The organism is Phenylobacterium sp. (assembly GCF_004297125.1).
Lineage (GTDB): Bacteria > Pseudomonadota > Alphaproteobacteria > Caulobacterales > Caulobacteraceae > Phenylobacterium.
Genome location: NZ_SCVD01000027.1, coordinates 1 through 16,994 on the forward strand (window position 1 = coordinate 1; position 16,994 = coordinate 16,994).

Here is a 16,994-nt window from a genome sequence, read left to right on the forward strand (position 1 = left end):
GTGACGACGTCCTGGTCGAGGGTTTCGGGGCCGAAGCGGTGCTTGCGGTCGTCGAAGTGGAGGTAGTGCTCCATGAGCCGGAAGCGCTGTTCCTGGCGGTCCTCCCAGTCGGGGCCGTCGAACTCGCGTTCGGCCCAGATCACCCGGCCGACCGCCGCCTCCAGTTCGGCGCGGCGGCGGGCGGCCGGATTGAGCGGGGCGGAGACCGGCGCGCGGGGACGGGGATCGCGAGCCTGCAGCCAGCGGGCGTGCTGCTCGGCGTCGCGCTTCAGCTTGGCCTTGAGGGCCAGGGTCTGGCGGACGCAGCGGGAGACGCCCCGGTAGGCGTGGCTGAGCGAGGCGAGCTCGGCGGGGTCGTCAGTGGCCAGGGCGCGGGCCTGGACATGCTTGGCCAGCGCAAAATCCAGCTCGGCGAGCTGGCCCAGGAGCTGCTGGTCGCGATCGACGATGTCCGCTTCGGGCGACATGAACATAACGAGAACATACCGCAGCGGCGGATGTCAAAGTTGTTCGTGGTTTTTTGAAACGGCGCGGCGTCGCCGGAGCGCCATCAGCAGCAAGCTGCCAAGAACCCCACGGGCAGAGCATGGGCGCGGCCTTGGCTGTCTCGACCGGCCGCCGGCTCAGCGCCCCTCGAGCGCGGCGACGATCGCCGGGTCGCCGGTGGCGCGGGCGCGGGCCAGGGGGGTGATCTTGTCGGCGCCCGTGTGGTCGCGGCGGGCGCCCTTGGCCAGGAGGGCGCGGACGATCCCGGCGCGCTGGTCGGCGGGGAGGGTGGTCCAGATGGGGGCGCGGTCGACGGCGTAGTCCAGCGCGGCGTAGCCGCCGGCGTTCGTGGCGTTGGGGTTGGCGCCGGCGTCCAGGAGGATCTGCACGACGTCGAGCGCGCCGGCCTGGGCGGCCTGCATCAGCGGCGTCATGTTGGTCGTGGCGATGCGGATGGGGTTGTCGAGCCCGATTCCGCGGGCGGCGATCAACCGCACGATCTCGACGGCCTGGGCGCGGCGGGCGGGGTCGGGGGCCTCGTCACGCGCCAGCAGCACCGTGCCGTTCATGGCGAAGAACGCGGCGTTCAGCGCGTTGCCGCCGTTGGGTCCCGGGGCGGCGGGGTCGGCGCCGTGGGCCAGCAGGGCGCGCACGGCCTGGGCGCGGCCGGACATGGCCGCCTGGGCCAGCAGAGACCCGTTCTCGGTGGCGGCGCTGGAGTTGGAGCCGGAACGGATCGCCTGCTCGATGGCGGCGGGGTCGTTGCGCAGCACCGCCATCTGCAGCGCCTCGGTGGTCTGGGCGGCGGCCGGGGAGGCCAGGGCCAGGGCGAAAAGCAGGGCCGCAGGTGCGGCGAGGGTCCTGTGCATGGGGAAGGAGATCCGGCTGGGCATGAGGGGCTCGGCGGCGGCGCGGGCGCCCGCCGAGGCGGCGGAATTTGCCGAGGGTCGTGAAGCTTGGCAAGACGGCGTGGCCCCGACGCCTCCTCCATTTTCCGCGGTCCTCTCCCCACGCGCGGCCGCTGTGTGGCGGGATTATTTGCCGTTTGACTCGCATTTATTATTGTCACACGATAATTCATATCGAGCCGGGGCGGCGACGGGAGAACAGCGATGGCGGGAGTGACAGTGGGCGGCGTCAGCCGGGAGCAGCGGATCAGCGCGGTCTGCGCCGTCGGGTGCGGGGTGGTGGCCGTGGGCGTGCCGGTGTGCGTGGCGGCGCTGTGGGCGTTCGGGTCGTGGGAGGTGCTGGCGCTGGTGCGGCTGATCCCGCCGGACATCCGGCCGGACATGGAGATGGGCGGCGCGGCGCGGACCTGGCAGCGGGTGACGGGGGCGGCGATCTGCCTGGTTCCGGCGCTGCTGCTCAGCTACGGCCTGCTGCGGGCGCGCCGGTCGCTGGCGGCCTTCGCGCGGGGCGACTTCTTCGGGGCGGAGGCGGTGGAGGGCCTGCGGGGCTATGCCGCCGCGACCTTCTGGGCCGCGGCCGCCAGCGTGGTCAGCGTGCCGGTGCTGTCGGTGGCGATCAGCCTCGCCAACCCGCCGGGACACAAGGAACTGAGCCTGGACCTCAGCGGCGCGCAGCTGCTGAACCTGCTGGGCGCGGCCATCCTGTGGGTGATCGCCTCGGCGATGGCGCGGGCGTCCAGCATCGCCCTCGAAAACGAACAGTTCGTCTGACGATGGCGATCGTCGTGACGCTGGACGTCATGCTCGCCACCCGCAAGGTGAAGTCGCGGGACCTGGCCGAGCACGTGGGGATCACCGTGGCCAACGTCTCGCTGCTGAAGCAGGGCAAGGTGAAGGGGGTCCGCTTCGACACGCTGGAGCGGATCTGCGAGTTCCTCGACTGCCAGCCGGGGGACATCCTGAAGTATGTGAAGGATTGAGGGGCGGACGGAGCGTCAGCGCCTGAAGATTCAACCACGGAAGGCACGGAAAACACGGAAGGCTCAGCAGGCGCAGCTCTTCCGTGTTTTCCGTGGTTGAAGATGACGGCGCTTGCGGCGCGCGCGGGCCTACCCTTGCAGTTCCTTGCGCACGATCGCGGCGCCGTCGGCCATGGCCTTCAGCTTGCCGAAGGCGACCTCGCGGGATTGGTACTTCATGCCGCAGTCGGGGGCGACGATCAGGCGCTCGGCGTCGATGTAGGGCAGGGCCTGGCGGATGCGGGCGGCGACGGTCTCGGCGGTCTCGACGTTGGGGTCGTTGAGGTCGATGACCCCGTACATGATGTGCTTGGTGGGCAGCTCGCGCAGGATCGCCGGGTCGAGGTTGGGCTGGGCGGCCTCGATGGAGATGATGTCGACGTCGGAGGCCTCCAGCTCCTCCAGGAAGGCGTAGCCGCCGGGCTTGGCGGCGCCCTGGTGGACGTGGGCGTAGCCGAAGCAGATGTGCAGGGCGGTGATCCCGCCCACGCCCTTGACCGCGCGGTTGATGGCCTCGATGGCGAAGCTCCGGGCCTCGTCGGCCTTGGCCTGCAGATAGGGCTCGTCGAGCTGGACGATGTCGCAGCCGGCGGCGAACAGGTCGCGCATCTCGGCGTTGACGGCGTCGGCGTAGTCGAGGGCCAGGGCGCGGGCGTCGGGGTAGTGATCGTTCTGCGCCTGCTGGGTCATGGTGAAGGGGCCGGGGATGGTGATCTTCACCGGGCCGCCGGCGCGGGCCTTCAGGAAGGCGGCGTCCTGGGCCTCGATGGGGCCCAGGCGGCGGATCGGGCCGGCGACGCGGGGGACAGGGTTCATGGCGCCGGTGCGGTCCATGGCCATGCCGGGCGGGTCGGTCTCGATGCCGCCCAGGGCCGTGGCCAGGCGGTTGGAATAGCTCTCGCGGCGCATCTCGCCGTCGCCGACGATGTCGATCCCGGCCAGCTTCTGGTCGCTGATCGCCACCAGGGTGGCGGCCTCCTGGGCGTCGGCCAGGGCCTTGGGATCCTTGATGCGCCACAGCTCCTGGGCGCGGACGCGCGGGGGCAGGCGGCTCTTCAGCCCGTCGCGGTCGATCAGCCAGTCCGGCTGGGGATAGCTGCCCACGATGGTGGTCGGGAGCAGCGGCAGGCCGGGAAACAGCATTGGGGGACTTCCAAAAGATTAGTATTCTATCTATTTCGTAGGTAGGCCCCGCTGGCGTGTCAACAAAGCCAATTTGGGGGAGCCGATTGCGGCGCCACGGCTGCGGTGGAATGGTCCGGGGATGAGCGACACACAACTCTACGCCGACCCCACCAACAGCATCGGCTATCTGACGCGCATCGCGTTCCGGGCGTTTTCCCGCGCGCTGGAGGTGCGGACCGCCCCGCACGGGGTGTCCAGCGGCCAGTGGCGATTCCTCAGGGTGCTGTGGCGCGAGGACGGCATCACCCAGCGCGAACTGAGCCGCCGGGTCGGGATGCGCGAGCCCACGACGGTGATCGCGCTGAAGAGCCTGGAGCGCTCCGGCTTCGTCACCCGGGTGAAGAGCGAGGAGGACCGGCGCAAGGTCCACGTCTTCCTCACGGACACGGCGCGCGCGCTGGAGGCGGTGCTGCTGCCGGCGGTGGCCGAGGTCAACGACGTCGCGCTCAACGGCCTGACCAAGGCCGAGATTTCCACCCTGCGCAAGGCGCTCACCCTGGTGGGCCGCAACCTGGCGAACGACGTGGGCGAGGACACGCCCTCGGACTCCGCCGTCTAGATCCGCTCAAGGACACGCATGACCGTCAAGCTCCTCGCCTTCGCCGGCAGCACCCGCAACGGATCGCTGAATCAGGCGCTGCTCGACCTGGCGGTGGCGGAGGCGCGGGGGAAGGGCGCCGAGGTGACGGCGATCCGGCTGAAGGATTTCGCCCTGCCGCTCTACGACGGCGACGTGGAGGTCGCGGCGTTTCCGCAGGCCGCTCGGGACCTGAAGGCGCTGTTGCGGGCGCACCACGGGTTCCTGATCGCCTCGCCGGAGTACAACGGCTCGGTCAGCGGGGTGCTGAAGAACGCCATCGACTGGGCCTCGCGGCCGACCGACGGCGAGCCCCTGACGGCGCTGAGCGCCTTCCGCGGCAAGGTGGCGGGACTGATGGCGGCCTCGATCAGCCCGTTCGGCGGCCTGCGCGGGGTGACCCACATGCGCCAGATCCTGGGGACCATCCAGACCGTGGTGGCGACGGAGCAGGTGCTGGTGCCGCTCGCCCACGGCGCCTTCGACGAGAACTGGGCGCTGAAGGAGGCCCTGCCGGCGCAGCTGCTGGGCGGGCTGGCGGCGCGGGTGATCGACCTGGCGCAGCGGCTGGAGCCGCCGGTGGGGTAGCGGAGGCCGGCCAGAAAAGTCCGGGCGGGCGTCGGGACGCCCACCGGTCGTTCGTCCTAGGGGCGCCATGCCATCGCCCGGAGCCTTCCCATGACCCCTACCATCACAGGTTTCAGAGCGTCGCCCGATCGCGGCCGGGGACTGGCGCGCGACATGCGCGTGCGCTGGGCGTTCGAGGAAGTCGGCCAGGCCTATGACGTGCGCCTGCTGTCGTTCGCCGAGATGAAGGAGCCCGCGCACCTGGCGCTCCAGCCCTTCGGGCAGATCCCGACGTACGAAGAGGGCGATCTGACGCTGTTCGATTCCAGCGCCATCGTGCTGCACATCGCGGAGCGCCACGTGGGCCTGCTGCCGGATGATGCGAACGCCCGGGCGCGGGCGATCACCTGGATGTTCGCGGCCGTCAGCACGATGGAACCGACGATCGTGGAGCGCGAAGCCGCCTTCTTCCTCGAGCGCGACGAGGCCTGGTACGAGCAACGGCTGACGGCTGTCGTGGGCCGCATCCGCAACCGGCTGGACCAGCTTTCCCGCCACCTGGGCGACGCCGAATGGCTTGACGGGGGATTCAGCGCCGGCGACCTGCTCATGGTGTCGGTCCTGCTGAGATTGGGCAGCTCGGGCATCTTGGCCGACTATCCGAACCTCGCCGCCTACGTCGCCCGCGGCGAGGCGCGGCCGGCCTACGCGCGCGCCTTCGCCGCCCAGCTGGCGGTCTTCAACGCGTCGGGGGCGGCATAGGGCGCGCTCAGCGCTTCAGGTTCGGATCGAACGGCAGCTCGTAGCCGGTGAGGCGGGTGCGCAGCAGCTTCTTGTCTATCTTGCCGGTGGGGCCCAGGGGGATTTCTTCGACGAACAGGACGTCGTCGGGCATCCACCAGCGGGCGATCTTGCCGTCCAGGAAGTCCAGGAACTCCTGCTTGTCAGCGGCCTGGCCGGCCTCGAGCTGGACCAGCAGGATCGGGCGCTCGTCCCACTTGGGGTGGACGACGCCGAGCACGGCGCAGAGCGCGGCCTTGGGGTGGCCGACGGCGATGTTCTCCACGTCGATGGAGCTGATCCATTCGCCGCCGGACTTGATGACGTCCTTCGCCCGGTCGGTGATCTGCATGTAGCCGTCGGGGTCGAGGGTGGAGACGTCGCCGGTGTCGAAGAAGCCCTCGTCGTCCAGGGCGCTGTTGTGCTCCTGGCCGTAGTAGCCGGATGCGATGGTCGGGCCCTTGATCATGAGCCGGCCGAACGTCTTGCCGTCGTGGGGCAGGCGCCGGCCGTCGTCGTCCACCAGCTTGAGGTCGAGGTTGCAGACCAGCCGGCCCTGCTTGAGCTTGTAGGGAAGCTGCTGCTCGAAGGGCAGGGCCGCCACCTTGGGCGAGGGCGTGGAGACGGTGGCCAGCGGCGAAGTCTCGGTCATGCCCCAGCCCTGGATGACGTCGACGCCGTAGTCGTCGCGCAGGGTGCGGATGATGCTTTCCGGGCAGGCCGCGCCGCCGACGGTGACCCGCTGCAATGTCGTGAGCTTGCCCCCGGTCTCCTTCAGGTGGGCCAGCAGCATCTGCCAGATGGTGGGCACGCCGGCGGAATAGGTGACGCCCTCCGTCTCCATCAGCTCGTGCAGGGCGGCGCCGTCCAGCTTCGCCCCCGGCAGCACCAGCTTGGCCCCGACCATCGGGGCCGAGTACATCACGCCCCAGGCGTTGGCGTGGTACATCGGCACGATCAGCAGCACCGTGTCGCGCGCCGACAGGTTCAGCGCGTCGGGCTGCAAGGTCATCATGGCGTGCAGGTAGTTCGACCGGTGGCCGTAGAGCACGCCCTTCGGATTGCCGGTGGTGCCGGAGGTGTAGCAGAGCCCGGCCGCCTGGGTCTCGTCGAAGCCGCCCCAGGCCGTGTCGGCCGGTCGGCCGTTCAGCCAGGCCTCGTATTCCTCGTTCAGGAAGATTACCCGCTTGATCGTCGGGCACTGCGGCAGGAGCTCGGCCAGCAGCGGCGCGCAGGCCGGGTCGGCGAACAGCACAGTGTCGGCGGCGTGGTTGGCGATGTAGACGATCTGCTCCGGGAACAGCCGCGGATTGAGCGTGTGCAGGACCGCCCCGACGCCGACGCAGCCGTACCAGACCTCCAGGTGGCGATCGCTGTTCCAGCCCATGGTGGCGACCCGGTCGCCGGGCCTGATCCCCATCTCCAGCAGGCCGTGGCTGACCTGTTTCGCGCGGCGATGCACCTCGGCGTAGGTGCTGCGGGTGACCGGGCCCTCCACGGAGCGGGTGATCACCTCGCGCTCGCCATGCCAGCGGGCGGCGTGGTCGAGGATCTTGTCGAGGGTCAGCGACCAGTCCTGCATCAGGGCCTGCATCGGCGGCTTGCTCCGGTTCTCTCTGGATCGGGAATAATGATTAGATTACGAAGTATCGACCGAGCCGCCAAGCGGCCAGACCACCCAAGGGGAGAGACGGCGTGATCGACGACAGCGACCTGCTTGCCAAGCTGGATCGGCAATTCCTGGGCTTTCCCTCTCCGACCTCCCCGCGGATCATGGCCGGCGGCCACCCCTGCCAGGGCATCTACACCACGCCGAAGGGGGCGCGGCCGAAGACCGCCTTCATCGCCACCCACTACAACGTCGACTTCTCCGAGCACTACATCGCCCCCTACCTGGCTTCCCGCGGCTTCGGCTTCCTGGGCTGGAACACCCGCTACCGCGGCGCCGAGGACCAGTTCCTGCTGGAACACGCGGTGATCGACATCGGCGTGGGCGTGCGCTGGCTGAAGGAGCAGGCCGGCGTCGAGACGGTGGTGATCCTGGGCAATTCCGGCGGCGGCTCGCTGATGGGCGCCTACCAGGCCGAGGCCATCGCGCCGACCCTGGGCGACCTCCTGAGCGGCGCGGGGCTGGACGCGCTGAACACCCTGCCGCAGGGCGACCTCTACATCTCGTTCAACGCCCACCAGGGCCGGCCCGAGGTGCTGACCGACTGGATGGACGCCTCGGTCGTGGACGAGTTCGACCCCGTCGCGACGGACGAGAGCCTGAACCCGTTCAACCCCGACAACGGTCCGCCCTATTCGGAGGCGTTCATCGCCCGCTACCGCGCCGCCCAGCGGGCCCGGAACCAGCGGATCACCGACTGGGCCAAGGCCGAGTTGAAGCGTCTCAACGACGCCGGCATCCCCGACCGGCTGTTCCCGTTGTTCCGGTGCTGGGGCGACCTGCGGATGATGGACGGGACCATCGACCCGTCCGAGCGCGAGACGCCGATGTGCTACCGCGGCCATCCGGCGGTCGCCAACCGCAGCCCCTCCATCGGCCGGGCCAACAACCTGAAGACCTGGCTCAGCATGTGGAGCCTGGAGACGTCCAAGTGCCGGGGCAAGGACCAGCTCGCCAAGTTCCGGATGCCGGCGCTGGTGGTCCAGGGGCTGGCGGACACGGGGGTGTTCCCGTCCGACGCCCAGATCATCTTCGACAACCTGGGAACCTCGGACAAGCAGCTCCAGATGATTAAGGGCGCCCACTACTTCGAAGACAGCCGCCGGGTGCGCGAGAACGCGGCGAACCTGCTCTGCGACTGGGTGGAGTCGAAGCTCTGATTACGCCGCGCCGCTGAAGGGCTAAGGTGGCCTCGTCATCGCCTGGAGGGGTCACGATGCGTCTGCTCGGTCTGGTCTTCACCCTGTTGCTGGCCGCGGGGCCGGCGCTCGCCGGGGCGTTCGATTTCCCCTCCGGCTTCACCGTCCGGGAGATCGCGGCCAACGGCGCGACGATCCACGTCCGCGTGGGCGGCAAGGGGCCGCCGGTGGTGCTGCTGCACGGCTATGGCGAGACCGGCGACATGTGGGTCCCGATGGCCGAGGACCTGGCGCGCGACCACACGGTGATCGTGCCCGACCTGCGCGGCATGGGGCTCTCGACCAGGCCGGCAGGCGGTTACGACAAGAAGACCCAGGCCGGTGACGTGGCCGGCGTGATGGACGCCCTGAAGGTGGCGCGCGCCGACGTGGTGGCCCACGATATCGGCAACATGGTCGCCTTTTCCTTCGCCGCGCAGAACCCGGCGCGGGTGACCCGGCTGGTGCTGATCGACGCGCCGGTGCCGGGCGTCGGGCCGTGGGAGGAGATCCTGAAGAACCCGCTGCTCTGGCACTTCCGGTTCGGCGGTCCCGACATGGAGCGGCTGGTGGCGGGCCGCGAGCGGATCTATCTCGACCGCTTCTGGAACGAGTTCTCGGCGACGCCGGCGAAGTTCACCGAAGAGGCCCGCGTCCACTATGCGGCGCTCTACGCCAGGCCGGGGGCAATGCACGCCGGCTTCGCCCAGTTCGCCGCCTTCGACCAGGACGCCATCGACAACCGCGCCTATCTTTCGGGCGGCGGGAAGCTCGCCATGCCGGTGCTCGCCCTGGGCGGCGAGAAGTCGTTCGGCCTGACGATGGCCGCCGTGATGCGGGCGGCCGCGGCGAACGTGACCGAGGGCGTGGTGCCGGATTCGGGCCACTGGATCATGGAAGAGAACCCGGCCGCGACGGTGAAGCTGGTCCGCGCCTTCCTGGAAAAGCCGATCTAGATCCAATCGAGGTTCAGGGAGACGCCGGGCGCTTGGTTCTTCTCTTCCGCGGGGAAGGGGAACGCGAGGGCGTCGCGACGGACGTTGGGGTCGGTCGGACGGAACGCCCGCTACGTTCGCGGGGCCCATTTCGACGCACTGCAAAGCTGCAGAAGCGCGCTGCAATCACGCGGATTGTGGGCGAACACGGGTAGCCGTATCTCGCCGGTCCCCGGAACGGCGGCCCATCAGAGGCCGCGTCCAAGACCAGGTGTGTGAAATGAAACGTCTGCTGAAGTGGGCCGGCCTTGGCCTGGCCGGCATCGCCGCCCTGTTGCTTATCGTCATCGGCGGCGCCTTCGCGGTGTCGGAGGCGATGATCCGTTGGCCGGTCGATCGCCCGAAGGTCCAGCTGATGGCCTCGTCCGATCCCGGCGCGGTCGCCCGCGGCGCCAGGGTGGCCAAGCTGAACGGCTGCCACGACTGCCACGGCGAGAAGTTGCAGGGCCTGCTCTTCCACGACGAGATGCCGATCATCCGCGCCTGGGGGCCGAACCTCAGCCGCGCCGTGGCGGAGCAGACCGACTCGGAACTGGACGCCGCGATCCGCCACGGGGTGGCGGCCAACGGGCGTCGGCTCTGGATGATGCCGTCGAGCGCTTTCGCCCACCTGAGCGACCGGGAAACCGCGGACCTGCTGGCCTACCTGCGGACCTACAAGCCCACGGGCGAGAAGCAGCCGCGCTTCCAGGTCGGCCCGGTCGGCCGGCTGGGCGTGCTTCTGGGCCAGTTCAAGTCCGAGCCGGACATGATCGCGGCCAACGGCGGCGCCCTGAAGATCGCCGACCTCGGTCCCGAACACGCGCGGGGCCGCGACCTGGCCCGCGCCTGCGTCGAGTGTCACGGCCAGTCGCTGGAGGGCAACAAGACGATGAAGTCGCCCGACCTCTCGATCGTGGCGTCATACGATCCCGCGGACTTCGCGCGGCTGCTGCGCACCGGCGTGGCGGCGGGCGACCGCAAGGTCGGCCTGATGACCCAGATCGCGCCGGCGCGATTTGGCGGCTTGAGCTCGGACGAGATCTCGGCGCTGCAGGGCTACCTGAAGGCGCGCGCGGCCCGGCAGATCGCGATGGCTGACGTCACGTCAGCGGGAGCGCAGCAACCCTAGCAAGGGGCAAAATGTTGTGTCATCGTCGTCATAAATCGGCCGGCTCGACCCGGACCGACCTGAAATAAGAGCTGGTTTGGGAGGAAATATGCGTCGCGACCTCGCCTTCATGGGCGTGGCGCGGCAGGTGGAGCGGCCCGCCCGCTCGATCGCCTGTCTCGCTTTCGTGGCGGTCCTGGCCGCGGCCTTCTGGGCCGGCGCCATCTGGATCGCCGAAGCTTTCATGAGCGCGCCCGGCCTGGGCTTCTAGCTCCTCGGAGGCGCTGCGCTCCCGGCGCGCTCGCCGGCCTCAGGGCTTGTAGGCGCGCAGGAACGTGTCCACGGCCCGTGCGACCTGGTTGTCGACCTCGTCCGGGGTCGGATGCGACGCCACGCCCCACATGCGCGGCCAGTAGATCCCTGAGATCGCCAGGTCCTTGAAGTGCTGCGCGGCGATCACCGGGTCGGTGCGGCGCAGGCGGCCCGCGTCCATCAGTTCCTGGAGATAGGCCCCGATTCGTCCGAGCACGATCCTGGGGCCGCTGTCGTAGAAGATGCGGCCCAGCTCGGGGAACCGCTCGCTCTCCGACACAATCAGGCGCTGGATGCCCATGGCCTCGGGGGACATCAGGTGGCCCAGGAAGCTGCGGGCGAAGTGGGTGAGCCGGGCCTCGGCGTCGCCGCCGTCCGGTCCGATGTCGAAGAGGGTGGCCTGCAACTCGCCGCACAGGCGCTGCATCATCGCGGCGAACAGCTCTTCCTTGCTTTTGAAGTAGTTGTAGAGCGTGCCCTTCGAGCCGCCGAGGCGCGCAGCGATGGTCGACATCGAGGTCGCGGCGAAACCCTCGGCCAGGAAGCACTCGCGCGCGACGTCGAGGATGATCTCGCGCCGGTCTTCCCGCTTGGTGATGGTGGCCGCCACCGACATTCGTTTTCCCTAAAGCGCCGTCTTGACGCCGTCCAGCTATCGCCAATATATGACCGTACTGTACGGTCATATCAATGGCTAGAACCGTCGCAGTCGCCCATCCTCCCCAAGGCGCAAGACATGTCCCATTCGCTTATCGGCCTGATGGCCGGCGCCGCCGCGCTGGCCGGATGCGCCACCATCCCCCAACTCCCCGACCCGACGAAGGCCGCCGCCGCCGAGAACTTCGCCACCGCCAAGAGCTTCCAGGCCCCCGACGCCGCCTGGCCGGCGGACCGCTGGTGGGCCGCCTATGGCGATCCGCAGCTCGAAGGGCTGATGGACGAGGCGCTGGCCGGTTCGCCCAGCCTGGCGCAGGCGGCCGCCCGGCTGCGCGCCGCCGACGCCCGGGCGCGCCAGGCGCGGGCCGCGACCCTGCCCGGGGTCGAGGCGAACGCCCAGGCGGCCGAGACCAAGCAGTCCTACAACAACGGCATCCCGGCCCAGTTCGTCCCGCGCGGCTACAACGACACCGGCCGCGCCAGCCTGGACCTCAGCTACGACCTGGATCTCTGGGGCAGGAACCGCGCGGCGCTGAAGGCGGCGACGTCCGAGGCGGAGGCGGCGCGGATGGATGCGGCCGAAGCCCGGCTGGCGCTCACCACGGCCATCGCCGGGGCCTACGCCGACTTCGCCCGTCTGAGCGCCGAGCACGACGCGGCCGATGCCGCCCTGAAGAACCGCGAGGCCTCCGCCGATCTCGTCGCGCGCCGGGTCACCGGCGGCGCCGCCAATCCCGGCGAGGCGGACCAGGCCCGCGCGGCCGCCGCCGCCGCGCGCCAGGATCTCGCGGCGCTGGATGAACAACTCACGGTGGTCCGCAACCAGCTGGCCGCCCTGGCGGGCGCCGGTCCCGACCGCGGCCTCGCGCTCGCGCGGCCGCACGCCCAGCCGAAGGCTGGTTTCGGCCTACCGTCCCACCTCGCCGCCGACCTCCTGGGACGCCGGCCCGACCTGCAGGCCGCCCGCCTGCGCGCCGAGGCCGCCGCACGCCGGATCGACGTGGCCCGCGCCGGCTTCTATCCGAACATCAACCTGGCGGCCTTCATCGGCCTACAGTCCCTGGGGCTGAACAACCTGACCAGTTCGGGGTCGGACATCGGCCAGGCGGGCGCGGCGATCAGCCTGCCGATCTTCGATGGCGGGCGGCTGGACGGCGCCTACCGCGGCGCCCGCGCCGACTATGACGCCGCGGTCGCGGCCTACGACCAGACCCTGGTCCAGGCGCTGCAGGAGGTGGCGGACGCCGCGGCGGGCCAGCGCGCGCTGCAGGCCCGCCTGGGCGCGGCCCGCGACAGCCTGGCCTCGGGCGAACAGGCCTACCGCGTGGCGCGCCTGCGCTACGAGGGCGGGCTGACCTCGTACCTCACCCTGCTGACCGCCGAGGACTCGGTCATCGCCCAGCGCCGCGCGGTCGCCCAGCTCGAGGCCCGCGCCCTCACCCTCGACGCCAGCCTCGTCCGCGCCCTCGGCGGCGGCTTCCGCGCCTGACCCCAACACTTCTCTCGAAAGTCCACCCCATGGCCCGAGACCAAGGCCCCACGGCGGAAGCCGCTATCCCCCAAGCGGCGTCCGCCCCGGCGCCGGCCGCGAACCCCCAGCGCGGCCGGCGCATCCGTCTCCTGCTGACCCTCGCCGCGGTCGTCGCCGCGGCGGGCCTGCTCTATCTGGTCTACTGGTTGCTGGTCGGCTCGAAGCACGTCGAGACCGACAACGCCTATGTGCAGGCCAGCAGCGTCCAGGTCGCCGCCCTGGTCAGCGGCCCGCTGGTGCAGGTCCCGATCCACGAGACCCAGCCGGTGAAGCGGGGTCAGGTGCTGGCGGTCATCGAGCCTGCGGACTACCGCCTGGCGGTGGACCGGGCCCGCGCCGACCTGGACCAGGCCGAGCGCCGGGTCCGCCAGTACTTCGCCAACGACCGGGCGCTGGCGGCGCAGACCGACGCGCGGACCTCCGACATCGCCGCCGCCGAAGCGCAACTGCGCCGCGCCCAGGTGGAATACGGCCGCCGCAAGGGCCTGGCCGACGCCCGCGCCGTCTCCGCCGACGAACTCACCGCCGCGGAAACCACCCTGACGACCGCGAGGGCCGCCCTGGCCCAGGCGCGCGCGAACGCGGTGGCGGCCGGCGAACAGCAGCGCGCGGCCAATGTGCTGGTGGCCGGCGGCGACGTCGCCTCGAACCCCGAGGTCGCCGCCGCCCGCACCCGCCTGGCCCAGGCCGAACTGGACCTGGCCCGCACCGTGATCCGGTCGCCCACCGACGGCGTCGTGACCCGCAACACCGTCGAGGTGGGCCAGCGGGTGCAGCCCGGCGCGGCGCTGATGACCGTGGTGCCGATCCAGCAGGCCTATGTGGACGCCAATTTCAAGGAAGGGCAGCTGCGCAAGGTGCGCATCGGCCAGCCGGTGACGCTCACCAGCGACCTTTATGGCTCGGGGGTGAAGTTCCACGGCCGGGTGGTCGGGTTCTCGGGCGGCACGGGTTCGGCGTTCGCCGTCATCCCCGCGCAGAACGCCACCGGCAACTGGATCAAGGTGGTCCAGCGCGTGCCGGTTCGGATCGCCCTGGATCCGAAGGAGCTGGCGAAGCATCCGCTGCGGGTCGGCCTGTCCATGACGGCCGATATCGACATCGGAGGCTGAGCCGTGCCGCAGGCCCCCGCCGGACCCGCCCCGCTGACCGGCGTTCCGCTCTACACGGCCGCGCTCCTGCTGGGGCTGGCCAACTTCATGGTGGTGCTGGACACCACCATCGCCAACGTCTCCGTGCCGCACATCGCCGGCGCCCTGGCCGTATCGCCCGCCCAGGGGACCTGGGTGATCACCTCCTACGCCGTGGCCGAGGCGATCACCGTGCCGCTGACCGGCTGGCTGGCCCAGCGGTTCGGGCCGGTCAGGGTGTTCGCGTTCAGCATGGCGGGCTTCGGGCTGTTCTCCCTGGCCTGCGGCCTGGCGCCCAGCTTCGCGATGCTGGTGGCGTTCCGCGTGGCCCAAGGCCTGTGCGGCGGGCCGATCATGCCGATGTCGCAGACCCTGCTGCTGCACATCTTCCCGAAGGACAAGGGCGCACAGGCGCTGGGCCTCTGGAGCATGACCACCGTCGTGGCCCCGATCGCCGGGCCGATCCTGGGCGGGATCATCTCGGACAACGCCCACTGGAGCTGGATCTTCCTGATCAACATCCCGGTGGCCGCCATCGTCGGCGTCGGCGCCTATCGGATGCTGATCGCTCACGACACCGCCACCCGGCGCGTGCCCGTGGATTATATCGGCCTGCTGCTGCTGGTCGTCTGGGTCGGCTCGCTGCAGATCATGCTCGACAAGGGCAAGGAACTGGACTGGTTCGGCTCGCCGGTGATCGTCGGATTGGCGGTGGTCGCCGCCATCGGCTTCGCGGCCTTCCTGATCTGGGAGCTGACCTCCCAGAACCCGATCGTGAACCTGAAGGTGTTCCGCCACCGGGGCTTCGTCGTCGGGGTCGTCGTGCTCAGCCTGACCTTCGGCGCCTTCTTCGCCAGCGTGGTGCTGATCCCGCTCTGGCTGCAGACCAGCATGGGCTACACGGCCACCTGGGCCGGCTACGCGGGGTGCCTGAACGGCGTGCTGGCGGTGATCATGTCGCCCATCGTGGCCAGGCTGGTCGGCCGCTACGACGTGCGGATGTTGGTCTCGTTCGGGGTGTTCTGGATGGCCGGCGTGGCCCTGTGGCGCGCGTTCTACACGACCGACGCGACGTTCTGGGACATCGCCATCCCGCAGTTCGTGCTGGGTTTCGCCATGCCGTTCTTCTTCATCCCGACCACCAGCCTGTCGCTGTCCTCGGTGCTGCCCGAGGAGACGGCCGCGGCGGCCGGCCTGCAGAACTTCCTGCGCACCACCTCGGCGGCCTTTGCGACCTCGATCATGACCACGGCCTGGGACGACACCTCGACGGCGCAGCGCAGCGTGCTGGCCGGCGCCTTGCCGGACCCGCAGCGCGTGCTGGACGTGATGACCGGCCGTGGGCTGTCGCCGGACCAGGCGCTACGCCAGTTGGACGGGCTGGTGCAGGTCCAGGCGGTGATGATCTCGACGAACCGCATGTTCCTGGCGACGGCCGCAGTGTTCGCCGTGGCCGCCTCGCTGATCTGGCTCGCGCCCAAGCCGAAGCGGATGGCCGCGCCGGGCGGGGGGCACTAGAGCCGCGGATCACCGCCCGATGCTGGAATACTCGAAGCCGCGGGCCAGCATGTCGGCAGGCTTGTAGATGTTGCGCAGGTCCACCAGCACCGGCTTGTTCATGGTGAGCTTGATGCGGTCCAGGTCGAGCGCGCGGAACTGGTCCCACTCGGTGATGATCACCAGCACGTCGGCGCCCTCGGCCACGGCGTAGGGGTCGTCCTTGAAATCGACGCCGGTCAGCAGCTTTTTCGCCTCGTGGCCCTCGGGATCGAAGGCCTGGATCTTCGCGCCCTTGTCCTGCAGCGCCGGCACGATGGCCAGCGAGGGGGCGTCGCGCATGTCGTCGGTGTTGGGCTTGAAGGTCAGGCCCAGGATGCCGACCGTCTTGCCCTTCACGTCGCCGTCCAGCGCCTTGATCACCTTGCGCGCCATCGCCCGCTTGCGCTCGTCGTTGACCTTGATGGTGGTCTCGACCAGCTCGACGGGCGAGCCGGCGTCCCGCGCGGTGCGGACCAGGGCGATGGTGTCCTTCGGGAAGCACGAGCCGCCATAGCCGGGGCCCGCGTTCAGGAACTTGCCGCCGATCCGGCCATCCAGGCCGATGCCCTTGGCCACCTGCTGCACGTCGGCGCCGACGGCTTCGCAGAGGTCGGCCATCTCGTTGATGTAGGTGATCTTGAGCGCCAGATAGGCGTTGGCCGCGTACTTGATCAGCTCGCTGGTGCGGCGGCTGGTGAACAGGATCGGCGTCTCGTTCAGGTACAGCGGCCGGTACAGCTCGCGCATGATCGTCTGCGCGCGCTCGTCCTGGGTGCCCACCACGACGCGGTCGGGGCGCTTGAAGTCCTCGATCGCCGCGCCTTCGCGCAGGAACTCGGGGTTGGAGACGATGGCGACGTCGGCGTCGGGCCGCACACGCTTGAAGATCGCCTCGATCTCGTCGCCGGTGCCGACCGGGACCGTCGACTTGGTGACGACCACGGTGAAGCCGTCGACGAAGGCGGCGATCTCCTCGGCCGCCGCGTAGACGTAGGAGAGGTCGGCATAGCCGTCGCCGCGCCGCGAAGGGGTCCCCACGCCGATGAAGACGGCGTCGGCTTCGCGAACCGCCTGGGCCGCATCCGTGTCGAAGAACAGCCGGCCGGCCCGCACGTTGGCCGCCACCAGCAGGTCCAGGCCCGGCTCGTAGATGGGAATGCCGCCGCTCCTGAGCTGCTCGATCTTCGCGGCGTCCTTGTCGATGCAGGTCACCGTGTGGCCGAAGTCGGCGAAACAGGCGCCGCTGACGAGGCCCACGTAACCCGTCCCGATCATCGCCACGCGCATTCAGAACTCTCCTGGAAGGCTGCGCCTTTCACCACGCGGGAAAGGCGGTCGCAACGGCACATCGTCCCGCAGTGCAGCAAAATC

At 70.0% G+C, this 16,994-nt stretch carries 18 protein-coding genes; 12 read left to right on the top strand and 6 right to left on the bottom strand.

The window, feature by feature from the left end:
- Both EPO51_RS19885 and EPO51_RS19890 read right to left on the bottom strand, forming a co-directional pair.
- The coding region (locus EPO51_RS19885) for a hypothetical protein (protein WP_293353821.1) at nt 1–467 on the bottom strand (467 nt) is incomplete at its 3' end.
- A gap of 156 nt (nt 468–623) precedes the next feature.
- Entirely contained in the window at nt 624–1,355 is a 732-nt protein-coding gene (locus EPO51_RS19890) for an ankyrin repeat domain-containing protein (RefSeq protein WP_293353823.1), read from the bottom strand.
- 243 nt (nt 1,356–1,598) lie between these two features.
- Here EPO51_RS19890 and EPO51_RS19895 point away from each other — a divergent pair, with 243 nt between their 5' ends.
- Both EPO51_RS19895 and EPO51_RS19900 read left to right on the top strand, forming a co-directional pair.
- A complete protein-coding gene (locus tag EPO51_RS19895) occupies nt 1,599–2,165 on the top strand; it encodes a DUF2975 domain-containing protein (RefSeq protein ID WP_293353825.1) in 567 nt (188 codons plus the stop codon).
- Between the two features lie 2 nt (nt 2,166–2,167).
- Nucleotides 2,168–2,374 carry a helix-turn-helix domain-containing protein gene (locus EPO51_RS19900; protein ID WP_293353827.1) on the top strand — a complete coding sequence of 69 codons (207 nt, stop codon included), beginning with the start codon at nt 2,168–2,170 and terminating at the stop codon, nt 2,372–2,374.
- A gap of 129 nt (nt 2,375–2,503) precedes the next feature.
- Here the strand turns inward: EPO51_RS19900 and EPO51_RS19905 are convergent, their stop codons facing one another.
- Complete coding sequence (locus tag EPO51_RS19905; RefSeq protein ID WP_293353828.1) at nt 2,504–3,556, bottom strand: hypothetical protein; 1,053 nt, start codon at nt 3,554–3,556, stop codon at nt 2,504–2,506.
- A 121-nt stretch (nt 3,557–3,677) separates the two neighbouring features.
- Here EPO51_RS19905 and EPO51_RS19910 point away from each other — a divergent pair, with 121 nt between their 5' ends.
- The 3 genes from EPO51_RS19910 (at nt 3,678) to EPO51_RS19920 (ending at nt 5,504) form a co-directional block, all read left to right on the top strand.
- Nucleotides 3,678–4,157 (top strand): MarR family winged helix-turn-helix transcriptional regulator, encoded by a 480-nt coding sequence (locus tag EPO51_RS19910; protein ID WP_293353830.1) that lies wholly within the window; start codon nt 3,678–3,680, stop codon nt 4,155–4,157.
- Between the two features lie 18 nt (nt 4,158–4,175).
- Complete coding sequence (locus EPO51_RS19915; protein WP_293353832.1) at nt 4,176–4,763, top strand: NADPH-dependent FMN reductase; 588 nt, start codon at nt 4,176–4,178, stop codon at nt 4,761–4,763.
- Nucleotides 4,764–4,853: 90 nt separating this feature from the next.
- On the top strand, nt 4,854–5,504 hold the full coding sequence (locus EPO51_RS19920) for a glutathione S-transferase family protein (protein ID WP_293353834.1): 651 nt from the start codon (nt 4,854–4,856) through the stop codon (nt 5,502–5,504).
- Between the two features lie 7 nt (nt 5,505–5,511).
- Here EPO51_RS19920 and EPO51_RS19925 read toward each other — a convergent pair whose 3' ends face one another.
- A complete protein-coding gene (locus EPO51_RS19925; protein WP_293353836.1) occupies nt 5,512–7,116 on the bottom strand; it encodes a long-chain-fatty-acid--CoA ligase in 1,605 nt (534 codons plus the stop codon).
- A 101-nt stretch (nt 7,117–7,217) separates the two neighbouring features.
- Here EPO51_RS19925 and EPO51_RS19930 point away from each other — a divergent pair, with 101 nt between their 5' ends.
- The 4 genes from EPO51_RS19930 to EPO51_RS19945 all read left to right on the top strand — a co-directional run bounded on the left by EPO51_RS19930 (nt 7,218) and on the right by EPO51_RS19945 (nt 10,725).
- Nucleotides 7,218–8,351, top strand: coding sequence for an alpha/beta hydrolase (locus EPO51_RS19930; protein ID WP_293353838.1), 1,134 nt, complete (start codon nt 7,218–7,220; stop codon nt 8,349–8,351).
- A gap of 56 nt (nt 8,352–8,407) precedes the next feature.
- A complete protein-coding gene (locus EPO51_RS19935) occupies nt 8,408–9,325 on the top strand; it encodes an alpha/beta fold hydrolase (protein ID WP_293353840.1) in 918 nt (305 codons plus the stop codon).
- A gap of 259 nt (nt 9,326–9,584) precedes the next feature.
- Nucleotides 9,585–10,475, top strand: coding sequence for a c-type cytochrome (locus EPO51_RS19940; RefSeq protein ID WP_293353842.1), 891 nt, complete (start codon nt 9,585–9,587; stop codon nt 10,473–10,475).
- An 88-nt stretch (nt 10,476–10,563) separates the two neighbouring features.
- Nucleotides 10,564–10,725, top strand: coding sequence for a hypothetical protein (locus EPO51_RS19945; RefSeq protein WP_293353843.1), 162 nt, complete (start codon nt 10,564–10,566; stop codon nt 10,723–10,725).
- A 39-nt stretch (nt 10,726–10,764) separates the two neighbouring features.
- Here EPO51_RS19945 and EPO51_RS19950 read toward each other — a convergent pair whose 3' ends face one another.
- Nucleotides 10,765–11,382 (bottom strand): TetR/AcrR family transcriptional regulator, encoded by a 618-nt coding sequence (locus tag EPO51_RS19950; RefSeq protein ID WP_293353845.1) that lies wholly within the window; start codon nt 11,380–11,382, stop codon nt 10,765–10,767.
- Nucleotides 11,383–11,502: 120 nt separating this feature from the next.
- Between EPO51_RS19950 and EPO51_RS19955 the strand changes: the two genes are divergently transcribed.
- From EPO51_RS19955 to EPO51_RS19965, 3 genes are read left to right on the top strand one after another with little or no spacing between them, the layout of a single operon-like run.
- Nucleotides 11,503–12,912: an efflux transporter outer membrane subunit gene (locus EPO51_RS19955; RefSeq protein WP_293353847.1), complete on the top strand. Its 1,410-nt coding sequence runs from the start codon at nt 11,503–11,505 to the stop codon at nt 12,910–12,912.
- Between the two features lie 29 nt (nt 12,913–12,941).
- Nucleotides 12,942–14,066: an HlyD family secretion protein gene (locus tag EPO51_RS19960; protein WP_293353849.1), complete on the top strand. Its 1,125-nt coding sequence runs from the start codon at nt 12,942–12,944 to the stop codon at nt 14,064–14,066.
- Nucleotides 14,067–14,069: 3 nt separating this feature from the next.
- On the top strand, nt 14,070–15,602 hold the full coding sequence (locus EPO51_RS19965; protein WP_293353851.1) for a DHA2 family efflux MFS transporter permease subunit: 1,533 nt from the start codon (nt 14,070–14,072) through the stop codon (nt 15,600–15,602).
- Between the two features lie 9 nt (nt 15,603–15,611).
- Here EPO51_RS19965 and EPO51_RS19970 read toward each other — a convergent pair whose 3' ends face one another.
- Entirely contained in the window at nt 15,612–16,910 is a 1,299-nt protein-coding gene (locus tag EPO51_RS19970; protein WP_293353853.1) for a UDP-glucose dehydrogenase family protein, read from the bottom strand.
- Nucleotides 16,911–16,994 lie beyond the last annotated feature (84 nt).

What these genes read in the sequence shown, in the direction of transcription:
- EPO51_RS19905 (WP_293353828.1), bottom strand. Translation starts at nt 3,556, where the DNA reads ATGCTGTTTCCCGGCCTGCCGCTGCTCCCGACCACCATCGTGGGCAGC.
- EPO51_RS19970 (WP_293353853.1), bottom strand. Translation starts at nt 16,910, where the DNA reads ATGCGCGTGGCGATGATCGGGACGGGTTACGTGGGCCTCGTCAGCGGC.
- EPO51_RS19890 (WP_293353823.1), bottom strand. Translation starts at nt 1,355, where the DNA reads ATGCACAGGACCCTCGCCGCACCTGCGGCCCTGCTTTTCGCCCTGGCC.
- EPO51_RS19915 (WP_293353832.1), top strand. Translation starts at nt 4,176, where the DNA reads ATGACCGTCAAGCTCCTCGCCTTCGCCGGCAGCACCCGCAACGGATCG.
- EPO51_RS19950 (WP_293353845.1), bottom strand. Translation starts at nt 11,382, where the DNA reads ATGTCGGTGGCGGCCACCATCACCAAGCGGGAAGACCGGCGCGAGATC.
- EPO51_RS19960 (WP_293353849.1), top strand. Translation starts at nt 12,942, where the DNA reads ATGGCCCGAGACCAAGGCCCCACGGCGGAAGCCGCTATCCCCCAAGCG.
- EPO51_RS19935 (WP_293353840.1), top strand. Translation starts at nt 8,408, where the DNA reads ATGCGTCTGCTCGGTCTGGTCTTCACCCTGTTGCTGGCCGCGGGGCCG.
- EPO51_RS19895 (WP_293353825.1), top strand. Translation starts at nt 1,599, where the DNA reads ATGGCGGGAGTGACAGTGGGCGGCGTCAGCCGGGAGCAGCGGATCAGC.
- EPO51_RS19955 (WP_293353847.1), top strand. Translation starts at nt 11,503, where the DNA reads ATGTCCCATTCGCTTATCGGCCTGATGGCCGGCGCCGCCGCGCTGGCC.
- EPO51_RS19920 (WP_293353834.1), top strand. Translation starts at nt 4,854, where the DNA reads ATGACCCCTACCATCACAGGTTTCAGAGCGTCGCCCGATCGCGGCCGG.
- EPO51_RS19940 (WP_293353842.1), top strand. Translation starts at nt 9,585, where the DNA reads ATGAAACGTCTGCTGAAGTGGGCCGGCCTTGGCCTGGCCGGCATCGCC.
- EPO51_RS19925 (WP_293353836.1), bottom strand. Translation starts at nt 7,116, where the DNA reads ATGCAGGCCCTGATGCAGGACTGGTCGCTGACCCTCGACAAGATCCTC.
- EPO51_RS19945 (WP_293353843.1), top strand. Translation starts at nt 10,564, where the DNA reads ATGCGTCGCGACCTCGCCTTCATGGGCGTGGCGCGGCAGGTGGAGCGG.
- EPO51_RS19910 (WP_293353830.1), top strand. Translation starts at nt 3,678, where the DNA reads ATGAGCGACACACAACTCTACGCCGACCCCACCAACAGCATCGGCTAT.
- EPO51_RS19900 (WP_293353827.1), top strand. Translation starts at nt 2,168, where the DNA reads ATGGCGATCGTCGTGACGCTGGACGTCATGCTCGCCACCCGCAAGGTG.